Genomic DNA, 20208 nt, shown 5'->3' with positions numbered 1-20208 from the left:
AACCTTCGTAGAACAGACAAGCCGAAGCCGGGCATTTGCCCGGTTTTGGCCGGTGATCATAAAGGAGGCGCGGTTGCAAATCCAATAGAACACATGAGCTAATGGATTCCCTCTATCTCCCATGCCACTGGATGACCCGGCATTACCCGCAGGATTGCGGCGGTGACCGGCAGGAGCGATCAAATCGCAGTTTCTGCCAGGATTGTGGCCAGGATTGTGGAGAGAATAGGGGACAGATGTTGATGAGAAGAGTTTTGCATGGGCTTTTTAGTCTGGTGGTTTTGTCTGGTCTGGTCTCATGCCAGACACCTCAGGAATCTGCCAGCAACGCGGAAATGACCTGTAGCGCGCAAGGCTTGAAGCCGGGTACCTCGCGTTATCAGAAATGTGTCGGGGCCACCTATCAAAGCAATCGCATTCAGGCCAAGCAGGCTGAAAGCAATGTGGCTGCCGGCGCAGCAATCGGCGTCCTGGGAGGGGCCGTTCTTGGTGCCAGCCTGGACAACCGGCACCATTACTATCGTCGCTGCGGACCTTGGGGCTGCTATTATTAAAGCTTGCCCTCGCCAAAGCACGTAAGCTCTGGCCACCGGAAATCTGCCGAGAGCCAGAGCTTAGTAGCATCACATCGGCGGCACGACGCCCTTGGTGCCGACAACCACGCGGCTTGAGGCGATTGTGCCGTCCTCGGCCTTTTCGGCGTTCACGAATACGGTGGCGCCGCTCTTCAGGTCGGCTTCAACGGCGGGGGCGAAGGTGACGATGGGCGTGCCTTCGGGAATGGAGATGGTCTTTTCGCCGCCCTTATAGGTCAGGGTCAGGGTCGGGCCATCGACGGCTTTGACGGCATTGGCCACTGTGGCATTGGTCATCGTGCTGCCGGGCTGAAGATCCCAGGGGCGGCTGCCTTCGCCGGTGCCTTTCATGGCGGCGGGAAAGATCACCACTTCCAGCGCATTGTTGCCGCCATCCGATTTTGGGGCCGAGGCAATACCGACAAAATCGCCGGGCTTGATCGCATCTGCTGAGGCCTTGGCGACGCTGGAGATTTTCCAGCCGTCCTTCAGAGCAATCTTCGCGGTCTCGCCCTCGCGGGTCTTGACCGTCAGCACCTTGCCCTCAAAGCTTTCAACCGTGCCGCGAATGCGCAGCGCTTCCGCCGCCTCTGCACTCATGCCGATACCCATCGCCAGCAGGGTGCCTGCGAGGAGGGAGAGGGTGGTTTTCGATCTTACAATCTTTGTGCGTAGCATGGTGCTGCTCTTTCTGTTGAACCTGTCGCCATAATCCTAACAGATCTGACCTCTGCCGCTGCTCTTTCAAGGCGCGGACACGAATAGTTGAGAGCACAGACGTTGGTGTCGGTTAGTTGACCGGCTCAGCCGCTGCCACGGTTCCCGGTGCGCGCCGGCAGCCGGAAAACACATCGAGGGCGGGATTGTACACTTTGGTCGACACATCCATCAGGCCCAGCACGCTGTGGAACAGATTGTCATGGGAGCGCGGTTCGGCTGTGGTTTTTGCCAGGCAGTCCCGGTCGTATCCGGCATCCTTGGCGAGATCATCGGCCAGCCAGAACAGCAGAGGCACATGGGTTTGTTCTGTTGGAGCGACCATATAGGGCATGCCGTGCAGGTAGATACCATTTTCGCCGAGCGACTCGCCATGGTCGGACAGATAGACGACAGCGCCAGCCAACGTGCCGGACCGTTGTTTCAGCGTGTCGATCACCTGCGCAACGATATGGTCTGTGTAGAGAATGGTGTTGTCATAGGCGTTGCGGATTTCCTGCGGGCTGCATTTGCCAAAATCATTGGCGCGGCAATCCGGCTGGAACCTGCGGAATTCCTCCGGATAGCGGGCGTAATAGGCAGGGCCGTGACTGCCAAGCTGATGCAGCACCAGCACGCTGTCGCCCTTGATCCCGTCCAGCCAGCCGTTCAGCTTGTCGGTCAGGATGCCATCCAGACATTCGCCATCCTTGCAAAAGCGCGGATCGGCAGACGGTGGCAGAAACGTATAGGGCACCCGGTCGGCGACATTGTAATGGCCGGTGTCATTGTCCAGCCAGGTCACGGAGACCTTGGCATAGCCCAGCACATCCAGCAGGTTCTGCCGCTCGGCGGCCTTGCGGTGGCTATAGCTCGACCGTGTCAGGTCGGAGAACATGCAAGGGATGGACACGGCCGTCGCCGTGCCGCAGCTGGTCGTGTTGCTGAAATAGGTCACGCCCCGGGCTTTCAGTTGCGGATTGGTGTTGCGCTGATAGCCGCCCAGCGAGAAATTCGCGGCCCGTGCGGTTTCCCCGGCAACGATGACAGTGACGCGCGGTTTGGTGAGGGCGGCGGTATTGATCCGGTGGGCGTCGGTGCCAATCGGTTGGGCGACGATATTACGGTCCCGGTTGGCGTCGATGGTATAGCGCACGGCATTGGCAATCGGCAGGAACGGGTTCAGCCGGTCGAGAATATCGTTATGGGCGCGCCCGACGCCCGCAAAGGTTCGGTAATCGCTGAAGGCGGCGGCGGCAAACACCGCGACACAGGCGACGATGATGCCAGCATTATGGGCAAGCTTGCTGAAGAACGGCCGGTGGCGGATCCGCAGCCAGACAATCAGCAACGAGGGGAAAAGACCGGTTAGAACCACATGCATCATAAAACGGGGCGTCAGCAGACGGGCCGTCTCCGCCCCGGTCGAAACCGCCGCATTGCGGATCATTTCACGGTCGATGATCGTGCCGAACTGGTCGGTAAACCATGACGATAGCGAGGCGGTTATCACCAGGAAGATCAGCACCGGCTTTACCAGATATTTCGCCGAGAACAGCGTGAGGATCGCCAGGCACATGGCGGAAATGCCGAGCGCAAACAGGCCGAAGGCCAATGGCGAGGTATCCGCCAGATAGCCATGCGCCTTGATCCAGAAAGTGGTGTTGGTCACCGCCAGCAGATAGGCTGTGGTCAGGATGCACAGCGTCACGCTGCCGATTTGCGGTCTGAACATGAAGACACTGGCTTTTCCGGCACGATAATTCAAGCAACATCCTCCACATGACCGTTTTATGTCGGTCGCATGGCACGCAGTCCTGACAGCAAGCTGAATATCGGAAAATGCTAAAAGACAAATTCAGGCGCGAAAAGCAGACCTTTCCACAGAATGTATTGGCGATAAAAGCAATTTCATATTGTTTTAGGGGTGTAGGTTTCCCTAACTGCTGGTGAGCCGTTGTCGGACCTGTCAAAGCTCCAGACGCGTCAGGATCTGTGGCCCGGCCTTGCCGCCGAGATAGGTTTGGCCGGTATCCTGCCAGCCGCTTTTTGTGTAAAGGCCGATCGCCGCCGGATTGCGCAGGTTGACGGTGAGGAAACAGTGTCTGGCCGGATAATAGTTGGCGAGATAGGCGGGCAGGGCGGCCATGGCTGCCTTGCCATAGCCTTTTCCCTGAAATTGGCTGCCGACGATCAGCGCCCGCAGGCCGAGATCGCCGGGCTGGAAACCTTGCTCCGCCAGATCAAAACCGGAGAGGCGGGCATTATAGTCCCGGTCGATCTTGAAGAAGCAGACAGGGTCATCGCTGACACTGCCGATGTGAAAATCCACAGTTTGATCACCGTCGTCGATAACTTTTTCGATGGGCCCGGCAAACATCTGCTGCTCCGGTGGCAAAGCCAGATGCAGCACGCGGGCGCGGTCGTCGCGCGCCAGCGGCGCCAGGGTCAGAGCCGGGTACATCGGTTACTCCGCAGCCCGCCGTTCCCACATGGCCTGGAAGGCAGGGCGGCTCTGGCAGCGGTCAAGCCAGGCACTGACGCTCGGATGGGCGTCCATCACCGGCGTATAAGGTTGGGCGTAGCGAACGATTTCGGCGAGATTGATGTCAGCCACCGTGAAACGGTCGGAAACGGCGAATTCCTTGGCCGAGAAATGCTTTTCCAGCACAGACAGTGGCCTCTTTAGCAACCGGGCGGCAGCCGCGGCTTCCGATTGACCGGCCTCGCTGTCCAGCCGGCCATCCATGGCAATCCGGGAGATTTTCAGCGCATTGCCTTCGATTTCGGTGGCAGCAAACAGCGACCACTGCATCATCAGCGCATCTTCCTCCAGATCCCTCGGACCGATCTCGCCGCCATATTGCTTGGCAAGGTAGAGGGTGATGGCAAGCGATTCGAACAGAACCAACCCGTCATCTTCAATGGCCGGAATGGCCCCGAACGGATTTATCGCCAGAAAAGCCGGAGACTGCGTATTGATCGGCGCATCCGGTGCCAGCGGATTGTCCAGCTTCACCGCCTGCAAGACCGGGATATGATCGAAGGCCAGTTCCAGCTCTTCCGCAAGCCATATGACGCGCGTGGCGCGGGATTTATAGCAGCCATAGACTTTCAACATCGGTGTCTCCCAAGGGTGATTTGGAGGTGAGGCTATCCTTGAAATGCAGCATTGGGAAGCACGGGATTGACACTGAAAACAATTTGCTTCTATCACTCTTAACAGGGTCCGCAGTTCACCCAGACATCACCGCTCCTGCAAAGGAGAGCTAAACCTGCATCATCCTACTGCATAATTTTCTCTTTAAACCCATTCCGGTTTAAAGAGAAAATTATGCAGTAGGTATGAAAGAGTTACAGCGAACCTTTGTGCGCCATATATGGCGCACGGCGCTGTAGATCCACGGCACGCTTTATTGCGCCCGCTGGCAGGACGGTGGTTACCGGCATGGCATGGGCGCATCTATCGAAGGATAAAGCGATGTCGCGTCTGACTTACTCTTATGAAATCACAGATATTTCCGATCTCGCCCGCAGTCTTGGCCGTGAGCTGCAGAAGCATGGCGGAGCGCCTGGCCATGTCGAGCTTCTCAATATGCTCGCCCGCGCCTCAGGCCACGCCAATTTCCAGCACTGGAAAGCGTCGCGTGCGGCCCAGGCAAGGCTGGCTCTGCCAAAGGCCGCCGATCCGCCGGTCGATTATCGGCTTGTCGAGGCAGTGGCGCGCTGCTTCGATGACAAGGGCGTGCTGATCCGCTGGCCATCGAAAACCAGCCATCAGCGGTTGAGCCTGTGGAAGCTTTGGGCGGCCTTTTCCGCCGACAGGGATCTGCCAGAAGCGGAGGTCAATGCATTGCTCAAAAGCCTGAACGGCTTTGGCGACCATGTCTTGCTGCGTCGGGAAATGGTCAACAACAGGCTGTTGTCGCGCACGCTGGATTGCCGGCTCTACCGGCGGGTGGAAAGGCGTCCGCCGTCGGACGCCCTGGCCTTGATCGGCCTGTGACGGCGGCCCAGGCCACCGTCTTTGTCGGCAAGCTGCGTCAATAACCCTTGGCGGAACCGGCGACGGCCCGGGTGTCGATGGCGCCGAAATAGCCGGATGCCTTGTCTGCGGCCTTGGCAATGTCAGAGACGCTCTTGCCGCCGACCAGAATGCCGGCGGCCTGGCCCCAGACCGGGCCGTCATTGCCGCCATCGAGCGTATAGCCCATATCCTTCAGCTTCTGGAGCGTATCGGGCGATAGCGCATAGGGCTCATAATAGATCTTGTCCGGCTGCCATTGATGGTGAATGCGCGGCGCGTTGACGGCGGCGGAAATGTCCATGCCGAAATCCACCACATTGAGGATCGCTTCCAGCGTGATGGTGATGATGCGCGAGCCGCCGGGGCTGCCAATGACCATGAAGGGCTTGCCATCCTTGGTGACGATGGTCGGGCTCATCGAGGAGAGCGGCGTTTTCTTCGGGGCAATCGCATTGGCCTCGCCCTGCACCAGTCCGTAGAGATTGGCCACACCGGGCTTGGACGTGAAATCGTCCATCTCGTTGTTGAGCAGAATACCGGTGCCTGGGGCGACCACGCCCGCCCCGAACGAACCGTTCAGCGTATAGGTGACGGACACCGCATTGCCCTGACCGTCGATGATTGAATATTGCGTGGTCTCGGTGCTTTCCTTGCCCCCGAACGGTTTCAGGTTGGCGGATTGACCCGCTTTGCCGGGGGTAATCTTGGCACGGATCTCGGCGGCATAGGCCTTGTCCAGCATTTTTGGCAGCGGATTGTTGACGAAATCAGGATCGCCCAGCGCCGCATTGCGATCAACATAGGCATAGCGCATCGCCTCGACCATCTGGTGGACGGTCGTAGCTGCGCCATAGCCCTGTTCAGCCAGCGGATAGGCCTCCAGAATATTGAGGATTTCGCAGATGATCACCCCGCCCGACGATGGCGGTGGCGAGGAGATGATGTGGTAGCCGCGATAGTCGCACTCGACCGGCTTTAGCTCTCGCACCGCATAGGTTTCGAAATCGGCGGCGGTCAAAATGCCCTTGCCATCGGCGCTGGCTTTGGCAATCGCCTGGGCAGGCATGCCCTTGTAGAAGGCGTCAGGGCCTTTTTCTGCAATGCTGGCCAGCACTTGTGCCAGATCGGGCTGTTTCAGCACCTCGCCCACAGCATAGGGTGCGCCATCGGCTTTCAGGAAGATTTTTGCCGCCGCCGGGTCTTTTGCCAGCCGCTTGGCGCCACCGGCGAGAATGGCGGCATCGCCCTGATTGAGCGTGAATCCGTCACGGGCCAGCGCAATCGCCGGGGCAAGCAGGGTGGCGCGGTCCTTGGCGCCGTATTTGTCCCGCGCCAGTTCCAGGCCCTTGACGGTGCCGGGTACGCCGACGGCCAGATAGCCATCCAGGCTGGCGCGCGGCACAATCTCGCCTTTGTCGTCGAGATACATGTCTTTTTTGGCGGCCAGCGGTGCTTTTTCACGGAAATCGATGAAATCAGTGCGGCCATCTTTCAGCCGGATGGTCATGAAGCCGCCGCCGCCGATATTGCCGGCGGTCGGATAGGTGACCGCCAGCGCATAGCCCACGGCCACGGCGGCATCCACAGCATTGCCGCCGGATTTCAGCACCGAGACGCCGATATCGGTGGCCAGATGCTGCGCCGTGACCACCATGCCATTGCGGCCTTCGACCGGAGCAGGCGAGGCGGCATGAAGCGATGTCATCGGCGCAAGCACCAGTACCAGCGCTGTCAACAGGCTCGATGATGGAAACAACCAAGATCTGGAGCGGAACATAATCATGAAAACGACCTCTGGAGCACAACAGGTTTTCGTTTGTCTTTTCGGAAAAATCGGATTTCCCTTTTCCGGGGCAATCATTGGCCGAAAGAAAATACGGTCATCCGGCGAGGTCGAAAGGTATCACCCATAACGGATCTTGCAACCACGGCATCGGCAAGATCAGACCGATTTTCAGATCGATCGTTTCATGCGCACCCGATGTCATGCAAAACCGGCGACAATCTGAGGTATGACTGGAAGGCGCCCCTTCGTATTAAATCTTATCTCCGGCCTCTTTGGCCAGTATCGTTCCCCGGCATTCTAGCCCACAGATGAAGCGGTCGAACAGGGTTTCGAATGTGATGATGTCGTCAGCGCTCCAGTCTTCCACGGTCTGGCCAATCACCTCGCGGCGCACAGTGTCGAAGTGATGCAACAATTCCTCGCCGATTGGCGTCAGGGTTACGATGGTACGCCGCGCATCGGCCTGTGACGCCTCGCGCCGTAGGGCGCCGCGCCGGACGAGATCGGCCACGACTCGGCTTGCCCGCGATGGATCGATGCGCATCTGCTCGGCAATCACCCCGACGGTTACTTCCTGACCACGCGCGGCATGGGAAACCACCTTCACCACATCGAAATGCGAAAGCTCCATGCCGTGGCCCTCGCTCATCCGGCTGAGGGCAATGCGCGACATGAAGCGCCGGCCCATCATCATCCGCAGCCGGGCCATGGTCTGGGAAATGCCGTCCAAGGCATTTTCGACGCCCGCAGGGGCTTGCTCACCAACAAGATCGGCGCCCAGGGCGGTTGCGTGTTCGGCGCGGTCTTGAGGTTGGGTCATGCGCAAGCCAGTGCAGATCGGAGTTCACGAAAATATGTGCTTTTATCATATATGTGCACATTGACAATAAAATGCAATATATGCTTTTATCACATATATGACAAGAGCAATGAACATTCCGTTCTTCGCTCGTTCCGACCGTAGCATCCCAGACAATCGAGCCTTTGCACCTCCTTCTGCCTTGCAACCAAAGAGATTTCCGCATGGATACTGCCCTGTCCGATCCGGCCGTCGCTCCCAAGACGGTCGAGCCGCCCCCCTTCCAGTCGCTGGTGCCGGACCCGCGCCTGCGGACGATGTTGTTTTTGTTCCTGATGACGGCGCTGTTCATGGCGACGCTGGACAATCAGATCGTGTCGACGGCATTGCCGACCATCGTTGGCGAGTTCGGCCAACTGGAGCGGTTCGGGTGGGTGGGGTCCGCCTATCTTCTGGCCACCAGCGCGGTCATGCCGCTCTATGGTAAGTTGGGGGATCTGTTCGGCCGCAAATATGTAATGATGACGGCCATCGCAATTTTCACTGTCGGCTCGCTGATCTGCGGCTCGGCGGTCTCGATGAACACGCTGATTGCAGCACGGGTGCTGCAAGGGCTTGGCGGCGGCGGCATCATGGTGTCGATCTTTTCCATCAATGCCGATCTGTTCGAGCCGCGGGTGCGGGCCCGTTATCAGAGCTATTCCAGCCTGGTGCTGATGGCATCAGGCGCGGTCGGCCCCACATTGGGCGGCACGATGAGCGACCTGTTCGGCTGGCGGTCAATCTTTCTCGTCAATCTGCCGATCGGCATCCTTGTTCTGATCGGGCTTGGCCTCTATCTGCCCTATCGCAAGCCGCATCGCCGTCCGAAGATCGATTATGCCGGTGCGCTGCTGCTGGCCTGCGCTGTGACCAGCGTGGTGTTTTGGGCCGATAGCGGCCAGATTTTCGGTTCGCTGGTGGCACCGGGAAGCCTCGGCGTCGTTGCCTTCGGCTTGGTCTGTGCTGTGCTGTTCGTGCAGGTGGAAAAGCGGGCCGCAGAACCAATGGTGCCGATCAGCCTGATGCGCAATTCCACCGCCCGGCTGTTGTGGATCATATCACTCGCCAGCGGTGCTGTCGGCATCGGTTCGGTTAATTATGTCGCGCTCTATCTGCAAACCACCACCGGGCTGTCGCCGACGCTGGCTGGTCTGTTGTTCATTGCGGTCACCGGCGGCATCGCCATCGGTTCGCTTAGCAGCGGACGGCTGATTTCCTCGACTGGCCGCTACAAGATTTTCGGTATCATCGGCGGCGCGGGCAGCTGCATTGCCTTTATCCTGTTCAGCCAATTGCCTGTTGGCACGCCGATCGCGGTGATTGGCGTGCTGATGCTGATGCATGGCATCAGCGTCGGTATCGGCCAGCAGATCCCGGTGATTGGCGTGCAGAATGCGGTGGCCCAGAAGGATGTCGGGGCGGCGACCGGCACGGTGACGCTGACCCGCATGGGTGGTGCCTCTATCGCTATTTCCATCTATGGTGCGGTGCTGTCGGCCTTCATGACTGGCGGTGCAGCAATCCCTGGCGTCAGTAATATCGAAAGCCTGACACCGGCGGCCATTGCGGCGCTGGACCCGGCAGCCCGCGCAGCGGTCTCGGCCACCTATGCCCATGCGTTCGGGCCGGTATTCATCAGTATGGCGTTGATCATTGGCTGCGGCTTCATCGCGTCCTGCTGCCTGAAAAACGTCCGGTTGCCGACCGGCGGGGCCCCGAAACCGGTGGAGGCCGTGGCGGAGTGATTTGCCCGGCATAAGGGTGCTATGCTACCACAGAGCAAAGCACTCTTTGGTAGCATAGCGAGCATGGCCCCGGTACACCGCATAATTTTCGCCCTTGCGGCTGCTGTTTTGCTGGCCCTCTCCCTTACCGTCTCCACCATGGCGGAGGAGCCGTTTACGGCCCGTGATCCGGGCTTTCTGGGCGATGAGGATGCGGCGCGGATCGTCGAAAAAGTCGGCGATCTGGAAAAGGCGCTGGCGGATGAAGCGGTTCTGGCCGGGCATTTCGCCGGTCTGGTCTCCCCGCCGGAAGAAACGGCCAGCCTGCACCAGTTGACGGGCAATGTGCCGGGTCTGGCCTATATCCTGCCGGTCATTCACGGCGAGGTGCGCGGCACGCTGATCGACATGCGTTTTACCGATAAGGCGGCGGCGGATGGTTTTCGTCAAAAGCTTGATCAAGCCTTCGGGCCATCCGATCCGGCCTGTCGCGATGAAACCCACGCCTATTGGGCACCACACCCTGACCACTCGCTTGCCTTGCGGATTGATGTCTATAAGACGGAAACCATTGCGCAATTGACGCTGCTTGCATCTGCCCCACCGGATGCCAATTGCAAAGTCAATTCAGCGCCGCCCAATGCGCTGGTGGACAAAGCGGCTTTGACGGCATTATTCACGCGGCTGAAAAACGAGCCGGTGCCATGGACCAACGCGGACGCCATGGCGGCCTGGCTGAAGCCTTATGGTGAAAGCGCCATTGAAAGGCCGGACAATTGCTCGGCGCAACTGGATATCGCTAGACCGCAGCAGCAGCTTGGCGGCATTGGCACATTCTCAGCCAGCCTGCGCCTTTGCCCCGTGTCGAGGTTCGGCAAACCGTCCAGCCTTTTCCTGTCCACCGGCGAAAACGACCTGTTCGGCTCTCGCAAGGCGCAAGAGGCGCTGGAAGCCACTTTCGGCCCCCACCATGCGCAATGCAGTGGCGAGGGCCGGGAGGTCTGGGTGGTTAATCCCGATGTAACAGCCGTTCTCAGCCGGGTCTATCCGGCTTCCGGGGTGCTGATCGTCAATGCGCCGGTGACGGCACTGGCCGATTGCCGGGAGTGATGACGAGGAACGCTCTCACTTCACCTCGATAACGAAGTCTTCTCTGGCGCGGCGGACCTTTTTCAGGTTGACCAGCCAGTCGCCATCCGGCTGACGATAGCCCAGCGGCAGGATGGCGACGGAGCGCAGGCCCTTGGCGCGCAGATCGAGGATTTCGTCCAGCGCTGCCGGGTCGAAACCTTCCATCGGCGTTGAATCAACCTCTTCGAAGGCGGCAGCCGCCAGGGCCAGCCCCAGCGCAATATAGGCCTGGCGGGCCGCATGTTCGAAATTCACTTGGGGGTCGCGCGGCGGATAGGTATCCAGCAGCATCTTGCGATAGTTTTCCCAGCCTTCATTGGTGAAATTGCGCTCGGCATTGGTGAGATCAAACATCGTGTTGATCCGTTCCGCCGTGTAATTGTCCCAGGCGGCAAACACCAGCAGATGCGAGCAATCGGTAATCTGGCCCTGGTTCCAGGCGATTGGCTTGATCCGCTCGCGGATCTCCTTGTTGGTCACGACAAGTACGGAAAACGGCTGCAAGCCGCTGGAGGTCGGCGCCAGCCGGGCCGCCTCGACAATACGCTCGACCTTGTCTTCGGCAACAGTCTTCGACGGGTCCATTTTCTTGGCGGCATAACGCCAGTTCAACTTATCAAGCAGCACGATACTATCCTTATGCGAAGGGGCGAAAATGCTCACGCATCCTCGCCTTGAAGAATTTCGAATATCTCACATGCAGCAAAGGCTTGAGATATTCGAAAAGGAAATACGAACTGCCATCTTCGATGACAGTTCTTATTATTGGAGGAGAATTGCTTGCCCGATGTAGGCGGGCAGGCGGTCATTCGCAACGTGCAGGATGATGAATACAGCGTTCACCCTGCATGGAATAGCGAAGCTATTTCTCAACAAACACCGCCTGTGTCAGGTCGGCATCGAAACGGTAGCGGTCGTTTTCCCGGCGCAGCAATTGCGAGAGCGGCACTTCGCTGCGGTTGTCGATAATCACCTTGTCGTTTTCGCTTTCCGTCTTGCGCAGCCACTCGACCAGATCGGTCTCACCGGATTTGAGAAAATCGCAGCCACGGCGGAAGAGTTTCGGAAAGATCAATTGGGCCTTGCCGGTGCCGTCTTCCTCTTCCTCTTCCTCTTCCTCTTCCTCTTCCTCGCCCGGCTTGCTGCCGCTCGCCCAGCCAAGATCGGTGAGGTCGGTGAGGGCAAACCGTTCCGTCTTATCCACCGCCCAGACGCCAAGGTCCGCATCCCGCGCCTGTCTTGCGGCCTCGGAAATCGTCTCGCGCTGGTCTACCGGCGCGGAACTATAGAGCATGGGATAGGCCATGCCGCTGGAAATCAACCGGTAATTGGCGCTGGCCTCCAGGGTCTTGGTTGAAATCGCGCCGGTATCGCCGGAGGAAAACGGATTGCCGTCAAACGTCAGATAGGAAATTGGCCGCCCGTGAACATCGGCGGAGGCCGTCAGAATCCCGGCCTGGATGGTTTGCGGCTCGGCAGCGGTGACGGTTTCTTTCGAGAGGGAAAAGGAGGAAAAGCCGATCAGATCGCGCAGCAGATAATCCCGCGCCACCCCGCCGCGCGGCTGTGCCTTGCTCTCGTAATGGGTTTCGGGCGTATCGATCCCTTCCAGCCGCAGTTGATGGCTGCCATCCTTGGCGGGTCGCAGCAGATGGGCGCGGTAGATATCGGCAAGCAGGTTTTCATCATCCGGGCGAAACCGCACCGAATCGCCATCCGGCTGCTTGCCGATGATGATGATCGTGCCGGGAACGTAGCGATAATTCTGCAAGGCCATGGGCGATCCTCCTTTGCCATCAATGGTTGGGTATCAGCAAACCGCAGATCTGTGTCATGGGTGAGACAGAGGAGGCCGATCAGACGGCTGCGGCCAGCCCCTGCACCGCCAACAACTCGCTGGCCGCCGCCGCGGTGGTGGCCGGAGACGGTGCAGCGTCCGCGCCTTGATCCGTCGCCGTATCTTCATCCGTCTCGGCCAAATCGTCCTGAATATTTTCACCGGTATCGGTCAGGAACATCCTGTTGACCATGGCATCGCTGCTGAACATCCTGCTCATCAGCTCGGTCTTAAGGCTCTTTTCACCGCTTTCGAAATCGTCTGCGGTGAGCTTGCCGCTATATTCCGCTATGATGGCAGCGGTGCGTTCTTCCGGCGTGTCGAGATTGTCCCAGTCGATACTGTTTCTAAACTGTTGCATGACATCGGCACTTCCTTCTCCTTGTTTATAAGGAGTAAACATCCAGGCGCCCTCATTGTAGATGGTAACCGTTCCGATGCTGATTTCCATCTTTGAATAGATTGTTGCAGGCTTGCTCTCGGCCCACATCTTGGCTTCCGCCTCTGCCGCCTCCGTCCACATCGCTTCCATTTCCACCTGCAAGGCGGTCTTGGGTTGGCTATCGTCAGGCAAACTCGCCATAAACTCGGTATCGGCCTCCGCAGCCTTGGTCGAGGAATAGCCATAGGCATACGCTATGCCGGGTGTAACTGTCGTGCTCATGTGACCCCTCCTATGAGCATGGAAATGAAAACCCCCGATGCCGCAATGCGGCGCTCGATCAGGCGGCTGTGGATTGCGCTTGCGGTGCGCTGGCGGCTGAGGTGGCCGAGGTACTCGCTTGCGCCCCATTCGCGTCTTCGTCTGAGGGCAGTAAGCCCTCTTGCAGGCTTTCACCGGAGCTGGTCATCAACATCCGGTCCACCAGCGCATCGCTGCTGAACATCTTGCTCATCAGTTCGCTGGTGAGGCTCTTGCTCCCGCTTTCGACCGCGCTCGTGGTGAGCGTGCCGCCGTATTTGGACATGATGGCCTCGGCGCGTTCTTCGGCTGTATTGAGGTTTTCCCAGTCGATATCGATATCCAGTTCGGTGCCGCTATAGGAAACACCGCCTTCCGTATCGATGGCGACGGGCGTGTTGCCGATTTGTAGCGTCGCCCAGATCTGGCGAGGCGTCGTGTCTAACTCCGTGCTTGCTTCTGCGGCAGCTATTTCCGCCCACCTCTGCGCGACTCTCGTCGCCATCGTGCTGCTTGAATCGCTTTGGCTCGATGTCGTTTGCGTTGACTGCGCCGTGACGCCCTCGGATCGGCTTGGAGTATAGGTGTTTGCATAAACGGCGGTGGATGAAATTGTAGTGCTCATCGGACCCCTCCTGTGAGCATGGACATGAAAAACCCCGACGCCGCAATGCGGCGCTCGATCAGGCGGCTGTGGATTGCGCTTGCGGTGCGCTGGTGGCTGACGTGGCCGAGGCACTCGCTTGCGACCCATTCGCCTCTTCATCGGACGACAGTAAGCCCTCTTGCAGGCTTTCACCGGAGCTGGTCATCAACATCCGGTCCACCAGCGCATCGCTGCTGAACATCTTGCTCATCAGTTCGCTGGTCAGGCTCTTGCTCCCGCTTTCGACAGAGCTTGCTGTGAGTTTGCCGCCGTATTTGGACATGATGGCGTCGGCGATCTCTTCCGGCGTATCGAGGTTGTCCCAGTCGAGATCGAAGCCTTTGCCTTCTCCGAGAAAGTCTTCGGCTTCCGGATTGACCGAGTATGCAACCCCACCGGATGCACCGATTCTCACCGTTTGGCCGCCAATATGTAATACCCCCCAGAGGTTAGCATCGAAGTCCTCCGATGTTTCAGTCTCCGCGCTTGCTTCTGCGGGAAGATCTTCCAGCGTTGTGTATTCGGTTTCGTAAAAATCGTCTGGCAGCTTCGGCGTCTGCTTCGTTTGATAAACGGCGCTGGACGATGTCGTGGTGGTGGATGAAATCGTTGCGTTCAACTCGACCTCCGGCTTTAATTTTTAATCGAATTATCAATCAAAACTTGCGTGTAACTTTCTATCTTTGATTGCAAATCGATGTTTCTCCATGGTGATTGGGGCGGCGGCCTAATTGTTTTCGTTTTGCGCAAAGCTCATCCCTTCACCAGCTTCGCGCCAGCCGCGTCTGTCAGTCTTGTGGCAATCTCGAACCAGGCCAGGTTGCGCAATGTCGTCTACTGTTTTTGTCCGCCCGTTTTCCCGTGTCGCTCGCGCCCTGTTGGCAGGGCTTGGTTGCCTGTCGCTGTCTGTGCTTGGCGGCTGCTATTTCGTGACGGATACGCAGCGGATGAATACGGAAGTGTTTGCGGCCCAGACCGCGCCGACCTGGAACCAGCCGATGGCTGCACCGCCAACGGAAAAGCCCAATAAATTCCTCGGCCTGTTCAAAACGCCTTTCCACCAGACCTATGGTATGCCAGCAGCCGAGCCCTATGTTTCGCCCTTTGCGACGCCAATGCAGAAGGCGATTTACGGGCAGATGAGCGATGACGGCCACACGCTGACTGCCATTCCGCTCGACCGGGTGGACAAGCGCTTCCTGCGGCAGGAGGTTGATTATCCGACCACGGAACGGCCCGGCACCATCGTGGTCGATACCAAGGCGCATTATCTCTATCTGGTTGAGGCCAATGGCCGGGCGATGCGCTATGGCGTTGGCCTCGGCAAGCAGGGCTTTGCCTGGCAGGGCCGGGGCATCATTCAATTCAAGAAGACCTGGCCGCGCTGGACGCCAAGCGACGACATGGTCGAGCGCCAGCCCGACATGCGCCAGTTTGCCGCCGCGCAAGGCGGGCTGGAGCCGGGCCTGCGCAATCCGCTCGGTGCGCGCGCGCTGTATATCTTCCAGAATGGCCGCGATACGCTCTACCGCATCCATGGTACGCCCGATTGGCAATCCGTCGGCAAGGCCGTTTCGTCAGGTTGCGTACGCATGTTCAATCAGGACGTGATTGATCTTTATGCCCGTGTGCGGGACAAAGCGGAGATCGTGGTTATGTAAGGTGTAGGCAGCCACGGTTGTGGGTCCGCTTATCGGCCTGTTGCCGGAACGACACGCAATGGCGCAAATGTGAACGTCTGTGTGCGCTATTGGCGGTGAAATTCGGATAAATCACTGTAGATAGGATCTTGCGGAACAAAACCGCGTAGCGTGCGTTTGTGCGCTGCTGACCAGCAGGATGTACCACCGTATATGACAAGCCCCGATTTTTCCCGCCGTGCCTTTCTCTCCTTTTCTGGCCTTGGCGCAGCAGCTCTTTTGTCCAGTTGCGCCTCGTCCTATCGCCCTCCGATCTATGATCAGGGTTCGCTGGGCGGCATGGTGCAGCCCACGGGCCCGATGGCGCCATCCACGCCGGAGCTGGACGCCATGTATGGCGAAGTGGTCGATGGCGGCTTCGTCATTCCGGCCATTCCCTACCAGCAGATTCCGCCGCGCTACTATCGCCAGCGGGTCAGCGATCCGACCGGCTATCCGGCGGGCTCCATCGTGGTCGATACGCCCAACCGCTTCCTCTATCTGGTGGAACAGGGCGGCACCGCCATGCGCTACGGCGTTGGCATTGGCCGCGAGGGCTTTGCCTGGCAGGGCGAAGGCGTGATCCAATGGCGTCAGAAATGGCCAAAATGGACGCCGCCGGATGAAATGGTTGCCCGCCAGCCGCAGCTGGCCAAATATTCCTCCGCCAATGGTGGGATGGCACCGGGCCTGATGAACCCGCTGGGCGCACGCGCGCTCTACATCTTCCAGAACGGTCAGGACACGCTCTACCGTCTGCATGGCTCGCCGGAATGGAACTCGATCGGCAAGGCGATGTCGTCGGGCTGCGTGCGGTTGATGAACCAGGACATTATCGACCTCTATGACCGCGTGCCGAACAAGGCGCGGATCATCGTCCTGCAATAGGGATCAAGAGTCCTGCGCGGCGGCATTCAGCTTGCCGCGCAAATCCTGCAATTGATCGCGCAGCGCTGCGATTTCTTCCAGGCTACAGCCGGTGGCCGTACCAATTGCCGCCATAACGCCGAGAGCCTTGTTCTGCACGGCGGCACCTGTGGGGGTGAGCGAGACAGTCACCTGCCGCTCATCCTGGCTTTGGCGCTGGCGGGTGACGTAGCCGGTCTGTTCCAACCGTTTCAACAGTGGCGATAGCGTGCCGCTATCCAGCCCCAGCCGCTCCCCCAGCGCCTTGACCGCCAGATGGTCGGTTTCCCACAGCACCATCATCACAAGATATTGCGGATAGGTCAGGCCCAGCGGCTCCAGCAGCGGTTTGTAAGTGCGCGTCAGCGCCAGCGATGCGCCGTAAAGCGCAAAGCAGAGCTGCTTGTCCAGCACCAGATCCGTCTTGTCCATCGGCCTTATCCTTCATGCAGGTGAGGGCGCATTCTCCCAGCCTTGTCATAAAAATGCAATGTGCAAAAAACAATTGCGTACAATTAAATTGCGTGATACTAACAATGCAGACGCAGCGGCTGGCACACTGTTCCGGCCTTCAACCAACCAAAACGACCAGTTTTCAAAAAGGAGAGACTCTCATGGCTATTCTCTACACAACCAAAGCATCTGCAACCGGTGGTCGCGAAGGCCGCGCCGTCAGCGAAAACGGCGTTCTGGATGTAACGCTGACGACGCCGAAGGAATTGGGCGGCAATGGCGCCACCGGCACCAATCCCGAGCAGCTGTTTGCCGCTGGCTATTCCGCCTGCTTCCTCGGCGCGCTGAAATTTGCCGCCGGCCAGCAGAAGGTGAAGGTGCCTGAAGACGCCAAGGTCACTGCCACGGTCGGTATCGGCCCGCGCGAAGACGGCACCGGCTTCGGCATCGAAGTCTCCATCAGCGTTGACCTGCCTGGCATCGACCGCGAAACCGGCGAAAAACTCGTCGCCGCCGCCCACATTGTCTGCCCCTACAGCCACGCCATGCGCACAGCAACGGAAGTATCCGCTACGCTGGCCTGAGGCTGAGGTAGGGGATGTGAGAAAGGCCGGTCTGGCGGGACCGGCCTTTTGTCGTTTGGGAGGAGGGGTAAGCGTGTCACTCTCTTGAGCTAGAGGTCCGCTTTGCGCCAAGTGAGGTCATTCGCTAAGGGGCGCCATGATTTCGGAGCTGTCGACAACATTGGCGAAATCGGATTTGAGATGGGCCATGGTGACATCAAAAATCGCACGAGCAGATAGATTTTCATCGGGAAGGTCGAAACCCATGACGGCATCGCGGACCACGATTATCGTGAACCCAAGATCTGACCCAACTCGAACGGTCGTGTTAACACAGTAACCTGCAACGGCACCCGTGACGACGAGAGTTTCGATGTGATTGTCTCGAAGATAGTTTTCCATGTCTGTCGATGCAAAGGGCGATGATGTGCTTTTGACAAAAACTGGTTCCCCGCAAAGGGGTTCGACGCCTGGCATCAACCGTTGTGCTGGTGCACCTGGGTGCATAGGCGATGCCGGATCGGGGTCGCCATGATGAACATGGATTACCGTCTCACTGTCTTTACGAAATTTCGCAGCTAGTGCGGCGATCTTGACGATGGCATCGCCATTGACATGATCCCGCCCGCCATCAAGGCGGTCCTGCAAGTACATCTGCATATCAACGATAACAAGAGCTTGTTTCAAAATCGGTGATCCTGTGGGTCTGCAAATGTAATAGTCTTGCCTATCATGTGCCAACATGTCTGCAAAGGGCCGACAGTGGCTAACTATTTCAAGTCAAACCAACCTATTCGGTGTTGGAATTGACCCAGCAGAAGCGAGGTTCTTCTCTTGTAATCACGTCGACGCAGTCGCCTCCCGTGACAAAAAGGTAGTGGGTAGCTTCCGGGAGCAATACTTCGAAGACTTCGCGTTGCGCTGCCCAGAAGGGGCTTCCCTCGACTTTGTAAGCAAAGTGGTTGGAGAGATGCCCCACTATTTCAATCCCTTGCTCTTCCAGCGGCCGGTGCATCTCATCGATGACCCGGAACATGTCTACGTGCGGAAAGAACACTCTCAGATGCTTGTCCTGCCCGCTCACAGAAAAATACGCGCTCAGTTCCTTCGCACCTGAGTCAGTGTGGTAAATCATCTCAAGACGAGCAAGGTCCGCCGCCGTCGCTCCCGCCCCAAGATCGAATCCCATAGGTTTGTATCTAATCACTGATTCTCCGACCTTTCGAAAGCATCTTCGCGTATGGTTCCATGTCGTTAGCTTCTGTGTACTATGACCGCAACAGGCCAATGACTGACACACGACCACACCATGCCTCGAGCAGCTTGGTCTTATGAACGTACCAGCCAACATCGCATGGCCGAAAGGTGCGCTTGCCCCTAACCCTTTGACCGTGAGCGCTCACGTTGGGCGATTTGATGCAACAACCCCGCGGCAGGCGTGTTACAGTGACAGCGTTGGACTTGACCCCATCGATTTTCCGACGCTGCCTGCCGAGTCATGGCTTGCTCCGCAAGTCTTCGGCCCTAGAAGGCCTTTTCATGCCAAAGATACCGACAGTCCATTTCGAAGCGGCGAGCACCCTTGCCGTGGTGGTGTCTTCCAACGAACCGTTGTTGTTTCTGTCTGACGACCTTAGAATTATTGCGGCAAGCACATCGTTCTGCCGGGCGTTCGAGATCGACACCACGTCCACCTCCGGTAAACGCCTCGGCGACCTTGGCAGCGGCGAATGGGCGATGCCCAGGCTTCAGTCGCTGCTGATGGCGACTGCCACCGGCAGTGTAAACGTGGATGCCTACGAGCTCGACCTGAAGCGACCAAACCAGAAAACGCGGCGGTTGGTCGTCAATGCACGAACGCTCGACGATGGCGACCTCGACCATATTCGTCTGCTTCTCGCCATAACCGACGTGACCGACATGCGCGCCGAAGCGCGTCTGAAAGACGATCTGGTGCGCGACAAGGCCATCCTGTTGCAGGAGGTCCAGCATAGGGTCGCCAACAGTTTACAGATCATCGCCAGCGTCCTGATGCAGAGCGCACGTCGCGTTCAGTCGGAGGAGGCGCGCGGACATCTGCACGATGCCCGTCAACGCATCATGTCTATCGCCGCGCTGCAACGGCAGCTTTCCGCATCCCCCGGCGGCAGTGTTGAACTCAGTGCCTACTTCACGCAATTGTGCCAAAGCCTCGGTGCATCGATGATCGCCGACCCCGAGAGGCTATCGATCCAGGTGACGGTTGACGATAGTACGGTGGATGCGGACGTCTCGATAAGTCTGGGGCTCATCGTAACCGAACTGGTGATCAATGCTCTTAAGCATGCCTTTCCAGACGGGCGGGCCGGGACGATCGTCATCGACTATCGATCGGCTGGCAAGGACTGGACGCTTACCATTACCGACAACGGTATAGGAATGCCGGTGGGCAGCGATGCACCCAAGGCGGGATTGGGGACGGGTATTGTGGAAGCACTCGTGAAGAATATGAACGGTGAGATTACGTTGAGCAGCGCGGAGCCAGGTACGGTGGTTACGATCAGTCATCGGGACGCATCGGACCTCCAGGCCGACTTTTCTCCAGCGGCATAGGAACAAAACGGCTTCCCAAAACGCTAAAGGTGTTGTGCAGAAAAACGGCATTGTAGGACGCATAAAATTT

Annotated in this window: 22 protein-coding genes; 8 read left to right on the top strand and 14 right to left on the bottom strand. The window is 58.4% G+C overall.

The features are described 5' to 3' along the window. The first annotated feature begins 242 nt into the window (after positions 1 to 242). Positions 243 to 554 carry a hypothetical protein gene (locus tag IEI95_RS21830; RefSeq protein ID WP_156537712.1) on the top strand — a complete coding sequence of 104 codons (312 nt, stop codon included), beginning with the start codon at positions 243 to 245 and terminating at the stop codon, positions 552 to 554. Positions 555 to 623: 69 nt separating this feature from the next. Here IEI95_RS21830 and IEI95_RS21825 read toward each other — a convergent pair whose 3' ends face one another. The 4 genes from IEI95_RS21825 to IEI95_RS21810 all read right to left on the bottom strand — a co-directional run bounded on the left by IEI95_RS21825 (position 624) and on the right by IEI95_RS21810 (position 4392). Next, a complete protein-coding gene (locus IEI95_RS21825; protein WP_156534001.1) occupies positions 624 to 1253 on the bottom strand; it encodes a hypothetical protein in 630 nt (209 codons plus the stop codon). 112 nt (positions 1254 to 1365) lie between these two features. Then, on the bottom strand, positions 1366 to 3006 hold the full coding sequence (locus IEI95_RS21820) for a phosphoethanolamine--lipid A transferase (RefSeq protein ID WP_156533998.1): 1641 nt from the start codon (positions 3004 to 3006) through the stop codon (positions 1366 to 1368). Positions 3007 to 3240: 234 nt separating this feature from the next. Beyond that, positions 3241 to 3735 carry a GNAT family N-acetyltransferase gene (locus IEI95_RS21815; RefSeq protein ID WP_156533996.1) on the bottom strand — a complete coding sequence of 165 codons (495 nt, stop codon included), beginning with the start codon at positions 3733 to 3735 and terminating at the stop codon, positions 3241 to 3243. 3 nt (positions 3736 to 3738) lie between these two features. After that, entirely contained in the window at positions 3739 to 4392 is a 654-nt protein-coding gene (locus IEI95_RS21810) for a glutathione S-transferase family protein (RefSeq protein WP_156533994.1), read from the bottom strand. A 360-nt stretch (positions 4393 to 4752) separates the two neighbouring features. On the opposite strand from IEI95_RS21810, the gene IEI95_RS21805 reads away from it, so the two are divergent. Further along, entirely contained in the window at positions 4753 to 5277 is a 525-nt protein-coding gene (locus IEI95_RS21805) for a DUF2087 domain-containing protein (RefSeq protein ID WP_156533992.1), read from the top strand. 37 nt (positions 5278 to 5314) lie between these two features. Here the strand turns inward: IEI95_RS21805 and ggt are convergent, their stop codons facing one another. Then, positions 5315 to 7081 carry a gamma-glutamyltransferase gene (gene ggt / locus IEI95_RS21800; RefSeq protein ID WP_194417005.1) on the bottom strand — a complete coding sequence of 589 codons (1767 nt, stop codon included), beginning with the start codon at positions 7079 to 7081 and terminating at the stop codon, positions 5315 to 5317. A 253-nt stretch (positions 7082 to 7334) separates the two neighbouring features. Next, positions 7335 to 7904, bottom strand: coding sequence for a MarR family winged helix-turn-helix transcriptional regulator (locus IEI95_RS21795; RefSeq protein WP_234665087.1), 570 nt, complete (start codon positions 7902 to 7904; stop codon positions 7335 to 7337). Positions 7905 to 8200: 296 nt separating this feature from the next. Here IEI95_RS21795 and IEI95_RS21790 point away from each other — a divergent pair, with 296 nt between their 5' ends. Next, positions 8201 to 9670, top strand: a complete 1470-nt coding sequence (locus IEI95_RS21790) for an MDR family MFS transporter (protein ID WP_194417343.1) — start codon at positions 8201 to 8203, stop codon at positions 9668 to 9670. Positions 9671 to 9733: 63 nt separating this feature from the next. Then, the gene (locus IEI95_RS21785; protein WP_156533990.1) at positions 9734 to 10759 is read left to right on the top strand and encodes a hypothetical protein; all 1026 of its coding nucleotides are present in this window, start codon (positions 9734 to 9736) and stop codon (positions 10757 to 10759) included. Between the two features lie 15 nt (positions 10760 to 10774). Here IEI95_RS21785 and IEI95_RS21780 read toward each other — a convergent pair whose 3' ends face one another. The 5 genes from IEI95_RS21780 to IEI95_RS21760 all read right to left on the bottom strand — a co-directional run bounded on the left by IEI95_RS21780 (position 10775) and on the right by IEI95_RS21760 (position 14564). Then, on the bottom strand, positions 10775 to 11407 hold the full coding sequence (locus tag IEI95_RS21780; protein WP_194417342.1) for an NAD(P)H-dependent oxidoreductase: 633 nt from the start codon (positions 11405 to 11407) through the stop codon (positions 10775 to 10777). Positions 11408 to 11642: 235 nt separating this feature from the next. Next, complete coding sequence (locus IEI95_RS21775) at positions 11643 to 12557, bottom strand: thermonuclease family protein (RefSeq protein ID WP_194417004.1); 915 nt, start codon at positions 12555 to 12557, stop codon at positions 11643 to 11645. A 79-nt stretch (positions 12558 to 12636) separates the two neighbouring features. Next, positions 12637 to 13281 (bottom strand): hypothetical protein, encoded by a 645-nt coding sequence (locus tag IEI95_RS21770; RefSeq protein WP_156533986.1) that lies wholly within the window; start codon positions 13279 to 13281, stop codon positions 12637 to 12639. 58 nt (positions 13282 to 13339) lie between these two features. Further along, on the bottom strand, positions 13340 to 13924 hold the full coding sequence (locus tag IEI95_RS29495; protein ID WP_234891051.1) for a hypothetical protein: 585 nt from the start codon (positions 13922 to 13924) through the stop codon (positions 13340 to 13342). A 58-nt stretch (positions 13925 to 13982) separates the two neighbouring features. After that, the gene (locus tag IEI95_RS21760; RefSeq protein ID WP_156533984.1) at positions 13983 to 14564 is read right to left on the bottom strand and encodes a hypothetical protein; all 582 of its coding nucleotides are present in this window, start codon (positions 14562 to 14564) and stop codon (positions 13983 to 13985) included. Between the two features lie 208 nt (positions 14565 to 14772). Here IEI95_RS21760 and IEI95_RS21755 point away from each other — a divergent pair, with 208 nt between their 5' ends. Beyond that, entirely contained in the window at positions 14773 to 15606 is an 834-nt protein-coding gene (locus IEI95_RS21755) for a L,D-transpeptidase (protein ID WP_420360069.1), read from the top strand. 192 nt (positions 15607 to 15798) lie between these two features. Continuing rightward, a complete protein-coding gene (locus IEI95_RS21750) occupies positions 15799 to 16512 on the top strand; it encodes a L,D-transpeptidase (protein ID WP_156533983.1) in 714 nt (237 codons plus the stop codon). Positions 16513 to 16515: 3 nt separating this feature from the next. Here the strand turns inward: IEI95_RS21750 and IEI95_RS21745 are convergent, their stop codons facing one another. Then, positions 16516 to 16962: a MarR family winged helix-turn-helix transcriptional regulator gene (locus IEI95_RS21745; RefSeq protein WP_141747330.1), complete on the bottom strand. Its 447-nt coding sequence runs from the start codon at positions 16960 to 16962 to the stop codon at positions 16516 to 16518. Positions 16963 to 17144: 182 nt separating this feature from the next. Between IEI95_RS21745 and IEI95_RS21740 the strand changes: the two genes are divergently transcribed. Then, entirely contained in the window at positions 17145 to 17567 is a 423-nt protein-coding gene (locus IEI95_RS21740; protein WP_015915272.1) for an organic hydroperoxide resistance protein, read from the top strand. 117 nt (positions 17568 to 17684) lie between these two features. On the opposite strand, the gene IEI95_RS21735 is transcribed toward IEI95_RS21740, so the two are convergent. Further along, positions 17685 to 18233 carry an isochorismatase family protein gene (locus IEI95_RS21735; protein WP_156533980.1) on the bottom strand — a complete coding sequence of 183 codons (549 nt, stop codon included), beginning with the start codon at positions 18231 to 18233 and terminating at the stop codon, positions 17685 to 17687. A 103-nt stretch (positions 18234 to 18336) separates the two neighbouring features. After that, positions 18337 to 18735, bottom strand: coding sequence for a hypothetical protein (locus IEI95_RS21730; protein ID WP_156533978.1), 399 nt, complete (start codon positions 18733 to 18735; stop codon positions 18337 to 18339). Positions 18736 to 19085: 350 nt separating this feature from the next. On the opposite strand from IEI95_RS21730, the gene IEI95_RS21725 reads away from it, so the two are divergent. Continuing rightward, positions 19086 to 20138, top strand: coding sequence for a PAS domain-containing HWE histidine kinase family protein (locus tag IEI95_RS21725; RefSeq protein ID WP_156533976.1), 1053 nt, complete (start codon positions 19086 to 19088; stop codon positions 20136 to 20138). Positions 20139 to 20208: the final 70 nt, after the last annotated feature.

The organism is Agrobacterium vitis (assembly GCF_014926405.1).
Lineage (GTDB): Bacteria > Pseudomonadota > Alphaproteobacteria > Rhizobiales > Rhizobiaceae > Allorhizobium > Allorhizobium vitis_H.
Note: the sequence above shows the minus strand (reverse complement) of the source record. Positions and strands in the feature narration are given on the sequence as shown.

Excerpts from the sequence above, each read along its gene's own strand:
- IEI95_RS21770 (WP_156533986.1), bottom strand. The coding sequence starts at position 13,281 with ATGAGCACGACAGTTACACCCGGCATAGCGTATGCCTATGGCTATTCC.
- IEI95_RS21785 (WP_156533990.1), top strand. The coding sequence starts at position 9,734 with ATGGCCCCGGTACACCGCATAATTTTCGCCCTTGCGGCTGCTGTTTTG.
- IEI95_RS21725 (WP_156533976.1), top strand. The coding sequence starts at position 19,086 with ATGCCAAAGATACCGACAGTCCATTTCGAAGCGGCGAGCACCCTTGCC.
- IEI95_RS21805 (WP_156533992.1), top strand. The coding sequence starts at position 4,753 with ATGTCGCGTCTGACTTACTCTTATGAAATCACAGATATTTCCGATCTC.
- IEI95_RS21795 (WP_234665087.1), bottom strand. The coding sequence starts at position 7,904 with ATGACCCAACCTCAAGACCGCGCCGAACACGCAACCGCCCTGGGCGCC.
- IEI95_RS21790 (WP_194417343.1), top strand. The coding sequence starts at position 8,201 with ATGTTGTTTTTGTTCCTGATGACGGCGCTGTTCATGGCGACGCTGGAC.
- IEI95_RS21830 (WP_156537712.1), top strand. The coding sequence starts at position 243 with ATGAGAAGAGTTTTGCATGGGCTTTTTAGTCTGGTGGTTTTGTCTGGT.
- IEI95_RS21755 (WP_420360069.1), top strand. The coding sequence starts at position 14,773 with ATGTCGTCTACTGTTTTTGTCCGCCCGTTTTCCCGTGTCGCTCGCGCC.
- IEI95_RS21820 (WP_156533998.1), bottom strand. The coding sequence starts at position 3,006 with ATGTTCAGACCGCAAATCGGCAGCGTGACGCTGTGCATCCTGACCACA.
- IEI95_RS21730 (WP_156533978.1), bottom strand. The coding sequence starts at position 18,735 with ATGGGATTCGATCTTGGGGCGGGAGCGACGGCGGCGGACCTTGCTCGT.
- IEI95_RS21825 (WP_156534001.1), bottom strand. The coding sequence starts at position 1,253 with ATGCTACGCACAAAGATTGTAAGATCGAAAACCACCCTCTCCCTCCTC.
- IEI95_RS21745 (WP_141747330.1), bottom strand. The coding sequence starts at position 16,962 with ATGGACAAGACGGATCTGGTGCTGGACAAGCAGCTCTGCTTTGCGCTT.
- IEI95_RS21815 (WP_156533996.1), bottom strand. The coding sequence starts at position 3,735 with ATGTACCCGGCTCTGACCCTGGCGCCGCTGGCGCGCGACGACCGCGCC.
- IEI95_RS29495 (WP_234891051.1), bottom strand. The coding sequence starts at position 13,924 with ATGAGCACTACAATTTCATCCACCGCCGTTTATGCAAACACCTATACT.
- IEI95_RS21810 (WP_156533994.1), bottom strand. The coding sequence starts at position 4,392 with ATGTTGAAAGTCTATGGCTGCTATAAATCCCGCGCCACGCGCGTCATA.
- IEI95_RS21750 (WP_156533983.1), top strand. The coding sequence starts at position 15,799 with ATGACAAGCCCCGATTTTTCCCGCCGTGCCTTTCTCTCCTTTTCTGGC.
- ggt (WP_194417005.1), bottom strand. The coding sequence starts at position 7,081 with ATGATTATGTTCCGCTCCAGATCTTGGTTGTTTCCATCATCGAGCCTG.
- IEI95_RS21740 (WP_015915272.1), top strand. The coding sequence starts at position 17,145 with ATGGCTATTCTCTACACAACCAAAGCATCTGCAACCGGTGGTCGCGAA.
- IEI95_RS21775 (WP_194417004.1), bottom strand. The coding sequence starts at position 12,557 with ATGGCCTTGCAGAATTATCGCTACGTTCCCGGCACGATCATCATCATC.